Raw genomic sequence first — 16,289 nt, 5'->3', positions numbered from 1 at the left:
CGCTCATTGAAACACCTCTCTTTGCGTTAGTTTATCTAACTGTGAGGTGTCTAGAAAACCGGTGGCGATTCATGTCAGGGCTAGGGTGACAAGGCTGGCTCGGTGGCAGGCCATTACGCCGGCGCACAGATTGCGGGGGATGGGACGAACGCCAACCGCCTGCTGCTGCGCGGTATGGCCAGCAATTTCGCCGGTGGCTGGGCCGAGAACAGTGCCCGCCAGTGGTTCGGCGTAGGCGGCAAGCGCGAATGGAGCAATATCGCCATCGATGCCTTTGGCAATGCGCTGGGCAACAGCATTGCTGGCAGTTATCAAAAAGAGGCCGGCGAGAATATGACCGCCGCCTTGCGGGAGAGAACCTTGGCCACCGACCAAGAGAAGATCCAGGCACACTATGCGGCGTTGGGACAAGAACTCAGGAATACAAGAGCGAGTAACGATTTACTTCTTGCCGAAAATGATATGGTGCCAGTATTTACAGGTGCTATGAATATGAAAACGGAAGACATGACGAATATTGAAATTAACTGCGTTTATAGTGGCACAGGCAAGTTTCACAATATGCCTGTTGTTCTATCGTATATTCTGAATCATACTGCTAATGCCGGGGCAAGTAGTTGGGAAGAATACTATAAACAAATGGATAAGCAACTGGATGAGTTTGATGGTTTCAATCAAGCAGTAAAGGAGCTTGGCATCAATGGGCCTGAATTGATTTTAATAAAGAAAGCTTTTATAGCTAGGTCTTTGATAATGGAGCATATGTTATCGCCAGGTGAAAAAGGAGTGCAGGTTTATTTGACAGATGAAAATGCAGCTGTAGTTTTTAAAGAATGCAATAATGAAAAACTAGGAGTGAAGGATTATAGGGATGATGTGTTCTTTAGTGCTGCTGATTTTGTAAATACATTTCATCTAAATAAAGACGCTCTGATTGGTCGGCAAAAACTTCAAGACGGTTTTTTTGAGACTCAGCTTTATTTTGGTTATGGTAATGAATCATTTCATGTTGCTGGTAAAGGGGCCTTTAAGGACAATATTAGTTATTTCAGTAAGGATGGTGACAAATCTGTTGATTTTTATTCTGACAAAAAAGTAATGGTGCAAACGATGGCTGATCGGGGTGAAAATGAACTCCCTGCAGGATCACGAGTGTCCATTGATGGAGCAGTCCACCACCATGAGGTAAGCTATTACTTGTTTGCCGATATCGCTGTGAAAAGTGATTTCTGGAATAGAAGCGCTAATTTCAAGCTCATGCCTAATAACAGCGCAGGGAGTTGATTTAAAATGAATTACACAGTGTATAGCATGTCAAAAGGTCTATTGGCCTGGACGATGATTAGCTTGCTGGCTTATGCTAATTCAACACATGCCATTGGTCGAAAACCTAGTTGGGTTTTTAGTCGACCAGCAGATAGGTATATCACATACTCAGTTTACTCATCAGAACCATCTGAATGTCATGATGCACCCATCTCCGTAATGGATTTAACCTATGACGCCATGCTTGAACTGCTAAAAAAAAGAGCAATTGGGGTAAGTGACGATAACGTGATAATTTACCCATGCTCTGTAGCTGTGGAGAATAGGTTTTATACGGATTTTGTGGTTAATGAAAGTGAGCCGGTGATCCTGCTGAGTCATGTAAATGTCGTTGGGATTAGAACAGATCAAAAAGAAGTTGGTGATAATCCATATGTATTTTTTCATGGTAAACTGGATGCGGATGTGTACTTTTACTTCATGCCTCCATCGGTGCAAAATAAACTTGTTATTAAAGCGGGGGCAAGACAATCGGATTGTGTGGTGCAGGAAAATAAAGAGGCTAGATGGAGGGAATCACTGCTCGACTATGTGAAGTCGGCAAAACTTGAAAATAAAAATGAGCAATTGCAAGCTTTTGAAAACATGCTGGTGACTTATCGCTGTATGCTTTTTGAACGAGGCAGTGAATGGCAAGTGAATCATATGGGCAACAATTTCAAGTACACGAGGTTTTGGTGGATAGACGAGCTCCGATGGGGGGGAATGTCAACCTCAGTAGCGGATTATATTTATAAGCCAATATTGGATGAGGTGTATGAATTTATTGATGGGGCCATGAATGGTGATAAGCTCCCTGTTCCTAGGATCGTTAGCATCATGGCTAAGCGGATGTCCCGAGAGCAGGTTAAATTGCTTTATGGTAAAATCAAAGATGTCATGGAACAAAATCCTGCACTAATTAAAAATAAGAACTTCAGACTTATGTTAATTTTCCTTGTTGACATTGATACAGAAGAGGGGAAAGAAGTAATGAGGATGAGAGATAGTCTTATCAATTCTGTGTCATTCAATTGAAGTATAACAAAAAGAGACGATACATGGCCAAACCACCCCTCGACATGGACACCGTGCCGCAATCCTTGTATGACAGTAAAGATCTGATTGGAAATAACAGCCTCCTTACTCCAATCAAAAGCAATTGACCGATGTGGACATGCAGACCTCGTAGGTTTGGCTGAGCTTGCGCAGCCAAACCTTCACCGCGGGGCGACCCACCGCTTGGGTTGACGATAGCCATTGCGAATATGCAAATAGTTTAGGCGGTGCCTTTGCCACATCATAGGCCCAGGGGGGCCTACCGGGATAAAGCTGCGGCGGGTGAGTTGGCCGCAGAGTATAACGGCCAGCGCCTCAACCTGTGAGTCAGCTCGCAGCGTAAGAGCGACAGCCGAGCAGGCGACCGCGTGACGCTGGCCGAATGGCCACCGCAGTGTAAGCTAGGGTTTTTTTTAAGAGGTGACCCTGTCTGACACGCACTTTACCGATAATGAACTATTCCATCTGGCCATCGCTGCCGCTCGGCAGCAGCAGCATGAAGACACCCTGCGCCATCTCAAGACCCTGCTGGCCCGCAACCCGGAACACGCCGAGGCCCACTACCTGCTGGGCACCGCCTATGCCACCCTGGGCATGATGGAGGAGGCGGCGCAGTCTCTCACGCTGGCATTGGCACAGGCCCCCCAGCTGGCCCTGGCCCGCTTCCAGTTGGGCCTGGTGCGGCTTGGCCTGGGGCAGCCTGAACAGGCCAGCCAGACCCTGCAGCCCCTCACCACCCAGGCCGCTGAACCGGTACTCCAAGCCTTTGCCCTGGGGGTACTGGCAATCCAGGCCGGTGATGGCGCAGCGGCAGAGCAACACCTGCGCCATGGCATCCATCTCAACACCGCCAATCCGGCGCTAAACCAGGATATGCAAGGCCTGCTGGAGGCATTGGAGAAGATGCAGCTAACCGACGGCAAACGCCCCAGTGAAGAGGAGGGGCTACAGGTAGAAAATGCCTATCTACTGGGAGCCTATCGCCAATGAGCAAGGAGGAACCGAGCCGGCTAGCGCGCCTGCTGCCAGTCTCCGCGCCGCGGGCGGAACGCACCAAGACCAAGCTGCGCCCTTCACCCAACGTCGTTCGGCACAGCCTGAAACGCTGGAGGCACTCTATCAGCGCTTGCGCGAACAGGCGGTAGAGGGCTAGCCGGCCCTACAATTCACCACGGCGCTGTTGCAGCGTACCTTCCCCGGCTGTCCCCCGCTGTCAGGGGCGCTGTTGCCGGTTCAGCAGGCAGACACTTGGCAGAGCAAGATAAGTTTGCTGCTGGTGTGTTCACCAGCGCTGATAAGAAATAAAAAACCCGCTGCGATGAGCGGGTTTTTAGGATTTGGTGCGTCCTAGTGGACTCGAACCACCGACCCCCACCATGTCAAGGTGGTGCTCTAACCAGCTGAGCTAAGGACGCTTGTTGTCTGTCAGCGCGCGCATTTTGGTGCGTCCTAGTGGACTCGAACCACCGACCCCCACCATGTCAAGGTGGTGCTCTAACCAGCTGAGCTAAGGACGCACTGCGAAAGCCTGACACTTAAACTTGGTGCGTCCTAGTGGACTCGAACCACCGACCCCCACCATGTCAAGGTGGTGCTCTAACCAGCTGAGCTAAGGACGCACGCGTTAAGTGGGGCGAATAGTAACGATCTCGCCCTGAGCTGGCAACCCCTGGTAGGGCGCTTTTTCAAGTGGTTGTGTGCGTTTGCCTTTTTACTGAGCAGCTGGGCGCCGGCAGATGACGCGAGAAAAAGAAAGGCCTGCCACTTGAGAGGGCAGGCCTGGTTGCTTGGGTGCTGTTTAGGCGTTAACGGCCAAGCGGGTCTCGCTGGTATCCGGCGACTCCGGGGTGTGGTTACGCTCCATCTGATCCAGCACCAGCTTGGCTCGTTTGAGCACCTTGTCCACCAGGGCACGGGTCAGGGTGAGGGGCGGTTCGACCCGGATGGTCTTGGCATTGATCAGGGTGCCGGCGACCAGGACGCCCTGGTCGAACATGCCCTTGGCAAAGGCGTAGCCCAGGGTGTTGTCATGGAACTCCATGGCCTGCAGCATGCCGCGACCACGCACCGCCGCCACCAGGGAGGGGTGCTGGCGCGCCAGCGACTTGAGACCATCCAGCAGGTATTCACCCACCTCGGCACTGTTGCTGGCCAAGTCCTCTTCCAGCATCACGTTGATGGTGGCAATGGCGGCCGCACAGGCCAGCGGGTTGCCACCAAAGGTGGTGGTGTGCAGGAAGGGGTTGTCGAACAGTACTGAGAACACCTTCTTGCTGGCGATGGTGGCAGACACCGGCATGACGCCACCACCCAAGGCTTTGGCCAGACAGAGGATATCCGGGGTGGTGTTGCTGTGCTGGCAGGCAAACAGTTTGCCGGTACGGCCCATGCCGGTTTGCACCTCGTCAAAAATCAGCAGGGCACCGTACTCGTCACACAGGCGACGTAGCCCCGGCAGGTAGTCATCCGACGGAATGATGACGCCGCCTTCCCCTTGAATGGGTTCCACTATCACACCGGCGACCGGGTCACCCTGTTCGGCATGGGCCTTGAGGCGAGCCTCCATGGCGGCCAGATCGCCAAAGGGTACATGGCTGAAACCGGGAACCAGCGGGTAGAAGGGCTGACGGAACACCGGCTTGGAGGTGGCGGAGAGGGCGCCCAGGCTCTTGCCGTGGAAGCCCCCTTCGGTGGCGATAAAGGCAGAACGTCCACGAGGGGACTGATAGGCCTTGGCGAGCTTCAATGCCGCCTCGACGGCTTCAGTACCACTGTTGCCGAAGAAACAATATTGGAGATCGCCGGGGGTGATATCAGCCAGCAATTTGGCCAACAAGGCACGCAGCGGATCGAGCATCTCCTGGCTGTGCAGGGGCTGCTTGGCGAGCTGACGTTCCACTGCCTTAACGACGGTGGGGTGACGGTGGCCTACGTTGAAGATCCCAAAGCCACCCAGGCAGTCGATGTATTCACGCCCTTGGGTGTCGATCAGGGTGTTGGGGCCACTGGCACGCCATTCGATGGCGGCGTGTTGACCTTGCTCGGTCACAGACTTGCGGTATTCCAGAAAGCCTGGATTTACGTGGTTGCGGAAATTAGAGATGGTTTCTTGATTTAGCCACTCAACCTCTTGCGGGGTGAGTTCTGCCTTGTCGATAAGGGCCAGCGCCTTGCGTGAGAGGGTCAAGGGTGTACCTGGGTCGTGAGTCTTGGTCTTCATGGTGAGCTTCTCTTGTTGCGAAAGGGGAGCGCCTTTCTCCGTGACTCAACTCTAATCCAGAATTAATCTCATACGCAATGTGGCCAAAATGTTGCAAAAACCAGTTGTCGCAGACGCCTGTATGAATATGCATCGGCACCTTGGAGGCAGGCTGATTTGTGGAGAAACCCACAAAGTTTAATGCTGACAAAAATGAAATTTCAGCATTCATGGGCGTATTTAGATAATTTGCAGTTTCTTGAACTGGCTATTGCTCAATATGCGATAAAAACAACTGAAATACCGCATTTATGCAAAATATGGAATATCTATGCAGTGTTGCAAGACGGACAAATCAGGGGCTAAGTGCTTGATTTCACTATAATGGGGCGCACTTGCCCCGTTATGATGCAAGGAATGACTCAATGTTTGGCAATGCCAGTGTTGTTGTCATAACTCACTGTATTTATTGAAGATAACCTTAAGGCGCCAACTGAATAACAATGCCGAGCAGGTCAGACCACTGATGAGGCCAATCCAAAACCCCTCGGGCCCCATGGCGGGCCTAAGCCAATCCGTCATCCCCAATACTACCCCCAAGGGCAAGCCCACCCCCCAGTAAGCCGCCATGGTGATGACGAAGATCATCTTGGTGTCTTTATAGCCACGCAAGGCCCCCGAGCAGACCACCTGTACCGTGTCGGAGAACTGGTAGATGGCGGCGAAGATCAGCAGATGGGCCGCCAAGGCAATGACCATGGCATCGTCGGTATAGCGGCTGGCAATCCAGTGTCGCCCTTGCCAGGTGAGGGTGGCGGTCAACAGCGCCAGAAACAGTCCCAAGATCAGCGTCGCCAGGGTGGCAAGGCGGGCGCGGGTCGGCTCCTCTTCCCCCAGGGCGTGCCCCACCCGGATGGAGGCGGCAAACCCCAGCGACAAGGGCAGCATGAAGACCAGTGACGAGAAGTTCAGGGCAATCTGATGACTGGCCACCAGCTCAGCTCCTAATGAGGCCAATAAAATGGCAATCAGGGCAAACATGGTGACTTCACAAAAGGTGGCCAAGCCCAGGGGTAAGCCGAGTTGGATCAGCCGGCGAAGGGTGGACCACTGGGGCCGGGTCCACTGCTGGAACAGTCGACAATGGTCATAACGGGGTGAGCGACGCACGAACAACCACATGGCCAGCGCCATGGCCCAGAAGACGATGGCCGAGGCCACGCCGCAACCCACGGCGCCCAGTGCCGGTAGCCCCAGCTTGCCGTAAATCAGGACATAGTTGGCGGGTATGTTCACCAGCAGCCCGATAAAACCGATAAACATGGTGGGGGCGGTGAAGGAGAGTCCTTCGGTGTAATTGCGCAGCACCTGATATATCAGATAGGCAGGCAGCCCCCAGGCGATGGCATGCAGATAACCGGCGGTCTTGTCCGCCAGGGCTGCATCTACCTCCATCCAGGGCAACAGCCAAGGGCTGAGGTACAGCAGTAGCAGGGCTGGCGGGCTGATCAGCAGGCTCAACCACAGCCCCTGGCTGATGAGGGCGGGGATGTCGCCGGCACGCCGGGCGCCATTGAGCTGCGCCACCATGGGGGTAACGGCCATCAGCAAGCCCTGACTAAACAGTATGATGGGCAGCCAGAAGCTGCTGGCGATGGAGACAGCCGCCAGATCCACGGCGCTGACTTGCCCGGCCATCAGGGTGTCGACAAAGGTCATGGCGATTTGGGCCACCTGGGCCAACAAGATGGGCAGTGCCAGCCGAATGAGGTGCCGGATCTCGCCAACATAGGCAAGGATGCGAGAATAAGACATGAGATACCGCCAAAATAAACGGGCCCGTCGGGCCCGAAAAAACAGAGTGCTGACTGGATTGGGGATTAATCGTCCTGATGATCGCTCATCAGCAGATTGGCTGCCGCCAGGGCGGCGCGCTCCTTGAGATCCTCCGGCACGCGAGGATCTTCGGCGATGGCATCCAGGGCGCGAACCGCAGCGGCAATGGCTTGGGGAATGAAGCCGATATCACCACTACCGATCTGGCTGTAGGCCATGCGTACCCGCTCGCCACATTCAAAATACTTCATGTCACCTCCGTCAAAAACGGAAGCCACTATACTACCGGCGGCTCTGTCTCACCAGTGCACTAGAAGATCTGCTCGTCGTCGGTATCCACAAACAGCTGCAGCCTGTCTTTGAGCTCGTCTCGGTGTAAGCGCAGGTGAATGGCACTGCCGCAGGCGAGGCATTCATCCTGGTAATCCTGATCACCCTGGGTGGCGTCCAGCTCGACCGCTGTGTGGTGTCCACAATGGGGACAGACGATGGTTCTTTGCAGATATTCACGCATGATGACCTCCAAACTTCCGGGCCTAGTGTGAGTGTAGTCCCTGGGGCGGTGGGCCGGCTGTGCCAGCGCTCACGACCCTACAAGGCCAACAGTTGGTGCAGGTGATGTTCCACCGGTCGCCGGTACGCCTCGCCGTATCGATTGAGATGCGCCAGCAGCGGATAGAGGTTGTAAACCAGCTTGCGGAATTCGTGGCCGCCTGGGGGCTGCCATTGACTGGCATAGCCTTGATAGAAGGGCTCCGGCAGCGAGCCGAACAGTTCGCTCATGGCCAGATCCACCTCCCGGTCGCCAAAATAGCAGGCGGGGTCAAACAGCACGCCAGCCCCGCTGGCAAAGCCGAGATTGCCGCACCATAGGTTGCCATGCAGCAGGCTTGGCTTGGGCTGGTGATTGGCCAGCAGGCGGCGCACCGTCTCAACCAGCTCCTCAATCGACATCAAGTGAATGCCTTTTTCCGCCAGCAGTTGCAGTTGCCAACCGATGCGCTGCTCGGCGAAGAACTGCGGCCAGCTGCGCTGCCACTGATTGGGTTGCTGCGTGTGCAAGAAGAAGTTGTCCTCGTCCCAGCCGTACATGGCCTGCTCCTGGCTGTCATGGAGTTTTGCCAGTGCGCTACCCAAGGCAAACCAGTGGGCATCTGTGCCTGTGCCCATGGGAATAAACTCCATGGCCAAAAAGCCATGATCACCGGCCACTCCACAGCAATAGGGATGTGGAATGCGCACGGCCCGACTTTGGGCCAGGCTCTGCAGGCCCCGCATCTCCAGCGCCAGTTGCTCGGCCTCGTGTCGTGGCAGCAGCTTGACGAACAGACTGAGCTCTTCATCCTCAATCAGCATCCGTCGGCACTCGTCATCCTGAATGAGGGACTCACGATGGCGGATGACAAAGGGGCGTTGCAGGGTATCGGCTATCTGGTTGGCGATGGAGTGCCACATGGTGTCCTCCTCGGGATGATGAGCGATCTGCTGTGAGTATAGAGAGATTCCACCCATTCATGGTGCGGTTGACTCCACAATTGGGCGTCTTGGTGGCATTGCGTCCCCTGCAGGCATTCATTAGACTGCGGGGTCACATGTCCGAGAGTAGCGGACAGACGGTCGATTTCTTCTTATCAAGATTTCTTTGTTTAACAAGTGGCACTTGGTAGGTGTCACCACTGTAAGGACATAATCATGCCTGTAATTACGCTTCCTGATGGCTCCCAACGCCAGTTTGACACCCCGGTTTCCGTGATGGATGTGGCCAAGGACATAGGTCCTGGTTTGGCCAAGGCCTGCGTGGCCGGTCGCATCAATGGTCAGCTGGTGGATGCCTGTGATGTCATCAGCGAGGATGCCAGCCTGGCCATCATCACCATGAAGGATGAGGATGGTATGGAGATCATGCGTCACTCCTGCGCTCACCTGCTGGGTCATGCCATCAAGCAGCTGTGGCCACAGACCAAGATGGCCATCGGTCCCGTGATCGACAACGGCTTCTATTATGACGTGGACCTGGATCGCCCCCTGACCGACGAGGACATAGCGGCGCTTGAGACTCGCATGCTGGAGCTGGCCAACAAGGACTACGATGTCATCAAGAAGCGGGTGAGCTGGCAAGAGGCACGCGATGTCTTTGAGTCGCGTGGTGAGCCCTACAAGATGGCCATCCTGGATGAAAACATCGCCAAGGATGACATGCCGGGCCTGTACCACCATGAAGAGTACATCGACATGTGTCGTGGCCCCCATGTGCCCAACATGCGCTTCTGTCATCACTTCAAGCTGCAGAAGGTCTCGGGCGCCTACTGGCGTGGTGATGCCAACAACAAGATGCTGCAACGTATCTATGGCACGGCCTGGGCCGACAAGAAGCAGCTGGCCGCCTATCTGCAGCGGCTGGAAGAAGCGGCCAAGCGGGATCACCGCAAGATTGGCAAGCAGCTGGATTTGTACCACATGCAGGAAGAGGCCCCGGGCATGGTGTTCTGGCACCATGATGGCTGGTCCATCTTCCGCGAGTTGGAGCGCTTCACCCGGGAAAAACTCTGGGAGTATCAGTACCAGGAAGTGAAGGGACCCTTCATGATGGACCGCGTACTCTGGGAGCGGTCTGGCCACTGGGACAAGTACGCCGATGCCATGTTCACCACCAGCTCCGAAAACCGTGAATATGCCATCAAGCCGATGAACTGTCCGGGCCACGTACAGATCTTCAATCAGGGCCTCAAGTCCTACCGGGATCTGCCCTTGCGGATGGCCGAGTTTGGCTGCTGTCACCGTAACGAGCCTTCCGGCTCGCTGCACGGCCTGATGCGGGTGCGTGGCTTCACTCAGGACGATGCCCACATCTTCTGTGCCGAAGAGCAGATCCAGGATGAGGTCAGCAGCTGTATCAAGATGGTGTACGACATCTATGGCACCTTCGGTTTCCATGATATCGCCGTCAAGCTGTCTACCCGTCCGGATAAGCGCATCGGCAGTGATGAGATCTGGGACAAGTCCGAGCATGCCCTGGCCGAAGCCCTCAACGCTAACGGTCTGGAGTTCGACTTCCAGCCAGGCGAGGGGGCCTTCTACGGGCCCAAGATCGAGTTCACCCTGCACGATTGTCTGGGCCGCGCCTGGCAGTGCGGCACCATACAGCTGGATTTTGCCTTGCCGGGGCGACTCGGGGCGACTTACGTTGGCGAGGACAACGAGCGCCATGTGCCTGTGATGATCCACAGAGCCATTTTGGGCTCACTGGAGCGCTTCATCGGTATCCTCACCGAAGAGACGGCCGGTTACTTCCCGGCATGGCTGGCGCCGACCCAGGTGGTGGTGATGAATATCACCGATAATCAGGCGGATTACGTCAATCAAGCGGTTAGTGCGCTCAATGCCGCCGGAATTCGAGCAAAGGCGGACTTGAGAAATGAGAAGATTGGCTTTAAAATCCGCGAGCACACCTTGAAGCGGGTGCCTTATTTGCTGGTTTGTGGCGACAAAGAAGTCGAAACTGGCGAAGTGGCCATCCGAACCAGGAAGGGCGCGGATCTGGGCAAGCTTGCACTGGATGACTTCATTCAGAAGCTGCAACAAGAGATCCGGTCCAAAGGTCAGAACACTGTGGAGGAATAAGCTATAAAAGGCGCAAAAAAGACGGGAAAACAACCACCACGTACCCGTATGAATGGCGAAATTCGCAATAAGGAAATTCGCCTGGTGGGTATCGATGGTGAAGCGATCGGTGTCGTATCAATCGAAGAGGCACTGGATCGTGCCGTTAAAGCTGGGGTCGATCTGGTTGAGATCAGCCCCAACGCCGAGCCCCCGGTCTGCCGGATCATGGACTACGGCAAGTTCCTCTACGAGAAGAGCAAGTCTCAAAAAGAGCAGAAGAAGAAGCAAAAGCAGGTCCAGATAAAGGAAATCAAATTCCGTCCTGGAACTGATGAGGGCGACTATCAGGTAAAACTGCGCAACCTGATTCGCTTCCTCGAAGAAGGTGACAAGGCCAAGGTAACGCTCCGCTTCCGCGGACGTGAAATGGCGCATCAAGACCTCGGCTTGAACGTTCTGGAACGGGTTAAATCCGATCTGGAAGATCTGGCCGTAGTGGAGTCTTTCCCCAAGGTGGAAGGGCGCCAAGCTGTCATGATGCTGGCACCGAAAAAGCGGTAATCAGGCTCATCAAGTAACAGACCCATCAGGCTTAGGTCTGATGGGTTTTGTTCGCCTGATTGCCATCATTGGCAAACACAATGCGGAGTTATTATGCCAAAGTTGAAAAACAACAAGGGCGCCTACAAGCGCTTTAAAAAGACCGCGAACGGCTTCAAGCGTAAGCAGTCTCACCTGCGTCACATCCTGACCAAGAAGAGCACCAAGCGTAAGCGTCATCTGCGTGCCATGAGCATGGTTGCCAAGAGCGACCTTCTTCAAGTAACCAGCATGTTGCCGTACGCATAAGGGGAGAGTGACAAATGCCAAGAGTTAAACGTGGTGTGACTGCCCGCGCTCGTCACAAGAAGGTGATGAAGGCTGCCAAGGGTTATTATGGTGCCCGTTCACGTGTTTACCGTGTTGCCAAGCAAGCGGTAACCAAGGCCGGTCAATATGCCTACCGTGACCGTCGTCAGAAGAAGCGTCAGTTCCGTCAACTGTGGATCGCCCGTATCAACGCGGCTTCCCGTCAGAACGGTCTGTCTTACAGCCGTTTCATTGATGGTCTGAAGAAGGCTTCTATCGAGATCGATCGTAAGATCCTGTCCGATATCGCCGTTCACGACAAGGCCACCTTCACCGCGCTGGTGGAGAAGGCCAAGGCTGCTCTGGCCTAATTGGCCGACAGCGGAGGGGAGGCAGTTGCCTCCCCTTTTTTATTGTTATTTTTCGGGCTCTTTGATATTTAAGAGAGTCCTCAATTACCTGTGATGGCGTCGTGCTTAGAACCCTTGCCTTTGTACTGTGTTGGCTGACCTGTGTGGCCTCGGCTCAGGCCACTGTCTTGCTGCCGATTAAGGATCGGCATACCCATTTGGATGCCAGTCAGGTGCTGGAATATCGGGTCGGCGAACCACAACAAAGTTGGCCATGGGAAGTGGCCTATCGCGCTGGCTGGCGTTCGGTGCAAGGGGCCGGGCCCGTGATGGGTTTTGATTCGCGGCCTTATTGGTTTCGCGTCGCCTTGGCCAACTTTTCCGGCGAAGAGCAGCTGCTGATGATTGATGCCGGCGTGCCGTTACTGGATAAGCTCGACGCCTTCTTGATCAGCAAGGGGCGCCTGATGCGGGTCTGGAAGACGGGTCTGCTGCGGGGTGTTGGCACCAAACCTTATCCATCAAAAGTCTTCACCTTTCCTCTCTCGATTCAGCCGGGGGATGAGGTTCAGCTCTATTTTCGGGCCGAACATCAGGGATTTGTGCAGTTCCCGCTCTTCATCACCAACATGCGGGAACATGCCCTCACACAGTCTTATGATAAGTTGCAGATGGGGGTCACCGGTGGTGTCTTTATTCTCGCCGGTCTCTATGCCCTGTTGCTGTTTGGCTTCATTCGTGAACCAAGGTTTCTCTATTACGCCCTGTTTTGTTTTAGCCTGATGGCCTCAGCCTGGATATTGAAGGGCTATGCCGGCAGTTATCTGTTCTTCCCATCCTGGCTCAGCGGCACCCAGAGCCTGCTGAGTTGCGTGGGTCTCTTGCTGCTGGCCCTGGTACTCTCCACCCTCGACATGTACCGGATCTGGCTGACGCAACGTCAGCGGCGGTTTGGTCAGGGCGTGGTGGCGCTAATCCTGATCGGGGTGCTCCTACCCTGGTTCCTCGGTTTCAAACATGGCCTGTTTGTCATGTTTGGGCTCTACAGTCTGGTGACCTCGCTGGCGTTATTGCTGGTGTTCTTCTTTATCAGTCGTGCCGGTTGGTTGCAGCGTCTGTATAGCAATGCGGCTCTGGGTTTCTTGGCCAGCTGTCTGCTGTTGTTCGCAAACCACTTGGGTTGGTGGCAGCAAGGCTGGGTTACCGATTACCTGATCTCGGCCTTTAGCGCCCTGGCCGCCGCCTTGCTGGTGTTTGCCCTGGCCTATCGCACCTATCAGGAGAAGCGCGGACGGTTACGGGCCAAACGACAGGTGTCTGAAGGTCTCAAGCGCTACTTTGAGTTGTACCATAACGCCAATGAGGGCCTGTTTACCTCCACCCTGGAAGGTCAGCTGATGGCGGCCAACCCGGCCTTCTGCCGGCTGTTTGGCTTCGATGATTTTCAGATCATGGCCAGTACCGTGGGGCGCAATACCCAGGCGCTGTATGCCCAGCCAAATGAGCGAGATGATCTCCTGGCCCAGCTGTTTTCCCACAGCCAAGACGGGGTGCGTAAGGATGTGCAAATGCGCCGGCCGGATGGCTCCTCCTTCTGGGCGCGGCTCTCGCTGCGCATCTCCCACCGGGAGGGCAAGAATCGTCCCTTCCTGCTGGAGGGCATCCTGGTGGATATCACCGAGAGCAAGGAGTATCAGGCCAAGTTGGAGTTTCTCACTACCCATGACGAGGTGACCGGCCTGCATAACCGCCGTTATCTGATGGGGCTGCTGGAGTCGCTGTTCGTGCAGCGGGAGCAGGAAACCGGGACGGATTATCTGTGCTTTATCGATATCGATCACTTCAACCTGATCAACGAAGGAGGCGGCCATCTGGCGGGCGATGAGTTCCTCAAGTTGCTGGCACAACAACTGGGGCAGCTTAAGGCAGAACGCTTCTCCTTGACCCGCTTGAGTGGTGATGAGTTCGCCATCTTGCTGGAAAATACCTATGTGGATGAGGCCATCCGCTTTGCCGAACAGTGCCGCAAGCTGATCCAGGATCAGAAGTTTATCTGGGATAGCAAGATTTACTCCGTCACCGCCAGTCTGGGGCTGGTGCCTATTCAGCCCGGCAGCCACGATGCGTCGGCACTGATGGCGCTGGCGGATGCCGCCTGTTCCACCGCCAAGCGGCAGGGCCGCAACCGGCTGCATGTCTACTCGGATCTCAGCCCAGAGATGCGCAAGTACCAAAATGAGGTGGCCTGGGTGGCCCGCATCAACCAGGCGCTGGCGGAGAATCGTTTTGTGCTGGCGCGTCAGCTGATCATCCCGGCCCAAGGCACTGGGGGCGGCCACAAATACGAGATCTTGCTGCGCCTGTTGGGTGAGCAGGGTGAACTGATCTCTCCCGTCACCTTCCTGGGGGCGGCCGAGCGGTTTGGTCTGATGCCGGCCATCGATCTGTGGGTGCTGAAAAACCTGATGGCCTGGTATCAGGATCATCCCGAAGAGTTGGCCAAGCTGGAGCAGGTGTCGGTCAACCTGTCCGGCGAGTCGGTCGGCACCCCCAAGATGCACCGCAAGCTGCAGCAGATACTGCAGGTGGCCCGCTTCCCCATGCACAAGCTGTGCTTTGAGATCACCGAGACGCAGGCCATCGCCAACATAGAGGCGACGCGGGCCTTCATCGCCAGCTTCAAGGCGCTGGGCTGTCGTTTCGCCCTGGACGATTTTGGCAGCGGCTTCTCCTCCTATGGTCACCTCAAGGAACTGCCGGTGGACTGGCTCAAGATTGATGGCCAGTTTGTCGAGAAGATGGACAAGAACCCCACGGATGCGGCCATCGTCCGCTCCATGGCGGAGCTGGCCCGGGCCGTGGGGATCAAGACGGTGGCGGAGTTTGTGGCCAACCCTGCCATCGAGGCACAACTGACCAAGATGGGCGTGGATTACCTGCAGGGCTATGCCATCCACAGACCCACGTTGCTGTCCGACCCCTTGCTGCTGGGGTTGCCAGGCGCCATTGCCGTGGCCAAGTGAGCAGGAATTAAGTTAAAATTCATCCCTTTGCCTATACATGCCATTTTGCCCCTCGGGGGCGAGGGTTAAGAGGAAACCATGCAACAGCTAGAAGAAGTGATTGCCAAGGCACAGGCAGAAATCGAGAGTGTCACGGAGGCGGCCGCCCTGGAAGAGCTGCGCGTTCAGTATCTGGGGAAGAAGGGCTTCTTCACCGAGCAGATGAAGGGTCTGGGCGCCCTGCCCAATGAAGAGAAGCCGGCGGCCGGTGCCCGCATCAACCAGGCCAAGATGGCGGTGCAGGATGCCCTGAACGCCAAGCGCGATGCCCTGCAGTCCGCAGAACTCAACAAGAAGCTGGCCGCCGAAACCATCGACGTCAGCCTGCCAGGCCGTCGCCTGGAGCAGGGTGGCCTGCACCCGGTGACCCGCACCATAGAGCGTATCGAACGCCTGTTTGGCGAGCTGGGCTTCAGCGTCGCCACCGGCCCCGAGATCGAAGACGATTTCCACAACTTCGATGCCCTGAACATTCCGGCCCATCACCCGGCGCGTACCGATCACGATACCTTCTTCTTCGACCCGACCCTGATGCTGCGCACCCACACCTCAGGGGTGCAGATCCGCACCATGGAGCAGCAACAGCCGCCCATTCGCATCATAGCCCCGGGCCGGGTGTATCGTAATGACTACGATATGACCCATACCCCCATGTTCCATCAGGTGGAAGGGCTGCTGGTGGATGAGAAGGTCAGCTTCACCGAGCTCAAGGGCATATTGCACGACTTCCTGCTGCACTTCTTCGAAGAGGATCTGCAGATCCGTTTCCGCCCCTCCTATTTCCCCTTTACCGAGCCCAGTGCCGAAGTGGATGTGATGGGCAAGAACGGCCGTTGGCTCGAGGTGCTCGGCTGCGGCATGGTGCACCCCAGCGTGCTGCGCTCTGTGGGTATAGACCCGGAGCGCTACTCCGGCTTTGCCTTCGGCATGGGTGTCGAGCGGCTGACCATGCTGCGCTACGGCGTCAATGACCTGCGTGCGTTTTTCGAGAACGACCTGCGCTTCCTCAAGCAGTTCAAGTAAGGG

General features: G+C 55.5%; 14 protein-coding genes and 3 tRNA genes. 9 read left to right on the top strand and 8 right to left on the bottom strand.

The genetic code is table 11. From position 1 onward, the window contains the following. Window positions 1–102: 102 nt before the first annotated feature. The 3 genes from ABD847_RS14835 to ABD847_RS14825 all read left to right on the top strand — a co-directional run bounded on the left by ABD847_RS14835 (window position 103) and on the right by ABD847_RS14825 (window position 3,354). Window positions 103–1,284, top strand: a complete 1,182-nt coding sequence (locus ABD847_RS14835; RefSeq protein ID WP_345014419.1) for a hypothetical protein — start codon at window positions 103–105, stop codon at window positions 1,282–1,284. 6 nt (window positions 1,285–1,290) lie between these two features. Beyond that, window positions 1,291–2,343: a hypothetical protein gene (locus ABD847_RS14830; protein ID WP_345014418.1), complete on the top strand. Its 1,053-nt coding sequence runs from the start codon at window positions 1,291–1,293 to the stop codon at window positions 2,341–2,343. A 441-nt stretch (window positions 2,344–2,784) separates the two neighbouring features. Continuing rightward, a complete protein-coding gene (locus ABD847_RS14825; RefSeq protein WP_345014417.1) occupies window positions 2,785–3,354 on the top strand; it encodes a tetratricopeptide repeat protein in 570 nt (189 codons plus the stop codon). A 348-nt stretch (window positions 3,355–3,702) separates the two neighbouring features. On the opposite strand, the gene ABD847_RS14820 is transcribed toward ABD847_RS14825, so the two are convergent. The 8 genes from ABD847_RS14820 to ABD847_RS14785 all read right to left on the bottom strand — a co-directional run bounded on the left by ABD847_RS14820 (window position 3,703) and on the right by ABD847_RS14785 (window position 8,854). After that, window positions 3,703–3,779: transfer RNA gene (locus ABD847_RS14820), tRNA-Val, on the bottom strand. 25 nt (window positions 3,780–3,804) lie between these two features. Continuing rightward, window positions 3,805–3,881, bottom strand: a tRNA-Val gene (locus ABD847_RS14815). Between the two features lie 25 nt (window positions 3,882–3,906). Then, window positions 3,907–3,983, bottom strand: a tRNA-Val gene (locus ABD847_RS14810). Window positions 3,984–4,162: 179 nt separating this feature from the next. Further along, complete coding sequence (locus tag ABD847_RS14805; RefSeq protein WP_345014415.1) at window positions 4,163–5,584, bottom strand: putrescine aminotransferase; 1,422 nt, start codon at window positions 5,582–5,584, stop codon at window positions 4,163–4,165. Between the two features lie 429 nt (window positions 5,585–6,013). Continuing rightward, window positions 6,014–7,363 carry an MATE family efflux transporter gene (locus ABD847_RS14800; RefSeq protein ID WP_425568471.1) on the bottom strand — a complete coding sequence of 450 codons (1,350 nt, stop codon included), beginning with the start codon at window positions 7,361–7,363 and terminating at the stop codon, window positions 6,014–6,016. A gap of 80 nt (window positions 7,364–7,443) precedes the next feature. Then, a complete protein-coding gene (locus ABD847_RS14795; protein ID WP_345014411.1) occupies window positions 7,444–7,650 on the bottom strand; it encodes a YaeP family protein in 207 nt (68 codons plus the stop codon). A 59-nt stretch (window positions 7,651–7,709) separates the two neighbouring features. Continuing rightward, window positions 7,710–7,913, bottom strand: coding sequence for a CPXCG motif-containing cysteine-rich protein (locus ABD847_RS14790; protein ID WP_345014409.1), 204 nt, complete (start codon window positions 7,911–7,913; stop codon window positions 7,710–7,712). Window positions 7,914–7,990: 77 nt separating this feature from the next. Then, window positions 7,991–8,854, bottom strand: a complete 864-nt coding sequence (locus ABD847_RS14785) for a fructosamine kinase family protein (RefSeq protein WP_345014407.1) — start codon at window positions 8,852–8,854, stop codon at window positions 7,991–7,993. Between the two features lie 237 nt (window positions 8,855–9,091). Here ABD847_RS14785 and thrS point away from each other — a divergent pair, with 237 nt between their 5' ends. The 6 genes from thrS (at window position 9,092) to pheS (ending at window position 16,286) form a co-directional block, all read left to right on the top strand. Further along, window positions 9,092–11,020 (top strand): threonine--tRNA ligase, encoded by a 1,929-nt coding sequence (gene thrS, locus ABD847_RS14780; RefSeq protein ID WP_345014406.1) that lies wholly within the window; start codon window positions 9,092–9,094, stop codon window positions 11,018–11,020. Window positions 11,021–11,068: 48 nt separating this feature from the next. Continuing rightward, window positions 11,069–11,563: a translation initiation factor IF-3 gene (infC, locus tag ABD847_RS14775; RefSeq protein ID WP_345014404.1), complete on the top strand. Its 495-nt coding sequence runs from the start codon at window positions 11,069–11,071 to the stop codon at window positions 11,561–11,563. Between the two features lie 93 nt (window positions 11,564–11,656). After that, a complete protein-coding gene (gene rpmI, locus ABD847_RS14770; protein WP_345014402.1) occupies window positions 11,657–11,851 on the top strand; it encodes a 50S ribosomal protein L35 in 195 nt (64 codons plus the stop codon). Between the two features lie 14 nt (window positions 11,852–11,865). After that, window positions 11,866–12,222 (top strand): 50S ribosomal protein L20, encoded by a 357-nt coding sequence (gene rplT, locus ABD847_RS14765; protein ID WP_345014400.1) that lies wholly within the window; start codon window positions 11,866–11,868, stop codon window positions 12,220–12,222. Between the two features lie 101 nt (window positions 12,223–12,323). After that, window positions 12,324–15,224 (top strand): EAL domain-containing protein, encoded by a 2,901-nt coding sequence (locus ABD847_RS14760; protein WP_345014398.1) that lies wholly within the window; start codon window positions 12,324–12,326, stop codon window positions 15,222–15,224. Between the two features lie 78 nt (window positions 15,225–15,302). Next, the gene (pheS, locus tag ABD847_RS14755; protein ID WP_345014396.1) at window positions 15,303–16,286 is read left to right on the top strand and encodes a phenylalanine--tRNA ligase subunit alpha; all 984 of its coding nucleotides are present in this window, start codon (window positions 15,303–15,305) and stop codon (window positions 16,284–16,286) included. Window positions 16,287–16,289 lie beyond the last annotated feature (3 nt).

This window comes from Pseudaeromonas paramecii, assembly GCF_039540575.1.
GTDB classification, from domain to species: Bacteria; Pseudomonadota; Gammaproteobacteria; order Enterobacterales; family Aeromonadaceae; genus Pseudaeromonas; species Pseudaeromonas paramecii.
The sequence above is the reverse complement of the archived record's forward strand: the minus strand, read 5'-3'. Positions and strand labels throughout refer to the sequence as shown.

Bases quoted from the DNA above. Each gene is read 5' to 3' on its own strand.
- ABD847_RS14805 (WP_345014415.1), bottom strand. From the start codon at position 5,584: ATGAAGACCAAGACTCACGACCCAGGTACACCCTTGACCCTCTCACGC.
- infC (WP_345014404.1), top strand. From the start codon at position 11,069: ATGAATGGCGAAATTCGCAATAAGGAAATTCGCCTGGTGGGTATCGAT.
- ABD847_RS14830 (WP_345014418.1), top strand. From the start codon at position 1,291: ATGAATTACACAGTGTATAGCATGTCAAAAGGTCTATTGGCCTGGACG.
- rpmI (WP_345014402.1), top strand. From the start codon at position 11,657: ATGCCAAAGTTGAAAAACAACAAGGGCGCCTACAAGCGCTTTAAAAAG.
- thrS (WP_345014406.1), top strand. From the start codon at position 9,092: ATGCCTGTAATTACGCTTCCTGATGGCTCCCAACGCCAGTTTGACACC.
- pheS (WP_345014396.1), top strand. From the start codon at position 15,303: ATGCAACAGCTAGAAGAAGTGATTGCCAAGGCACAGGCAGAAATCGAG.
- rplT (WP_345014400.1), top strand. From the start codon at position 11,866: ATGCCAAGAGTTAAACGTGGTGTGACTGCCCGCGCTCGTCACAAGAAG.
- ABD847_RS14790 (WP_345014409.1), bottom strand. From the start codon at position 7,913: ATGCGTGAATATCTGCAAAGAACCATCGTCTGTCCCCATTGTGGACAC.
- ABD847_RS14785 (WP_345014407.1), bottom strand. From the start codon at position 8,854: ATGTGGCACTCCATCGCCAACCAGATAGCCGATACCCTGCAACGCCCC.
- ABD847_RS14795 (WP_345014411.1), bottom strand. From the start codon at position 7,650: ATGAAGTATTTTGAATGTGGCGAGCGGGTACGCATGGCCTACAGCCAG.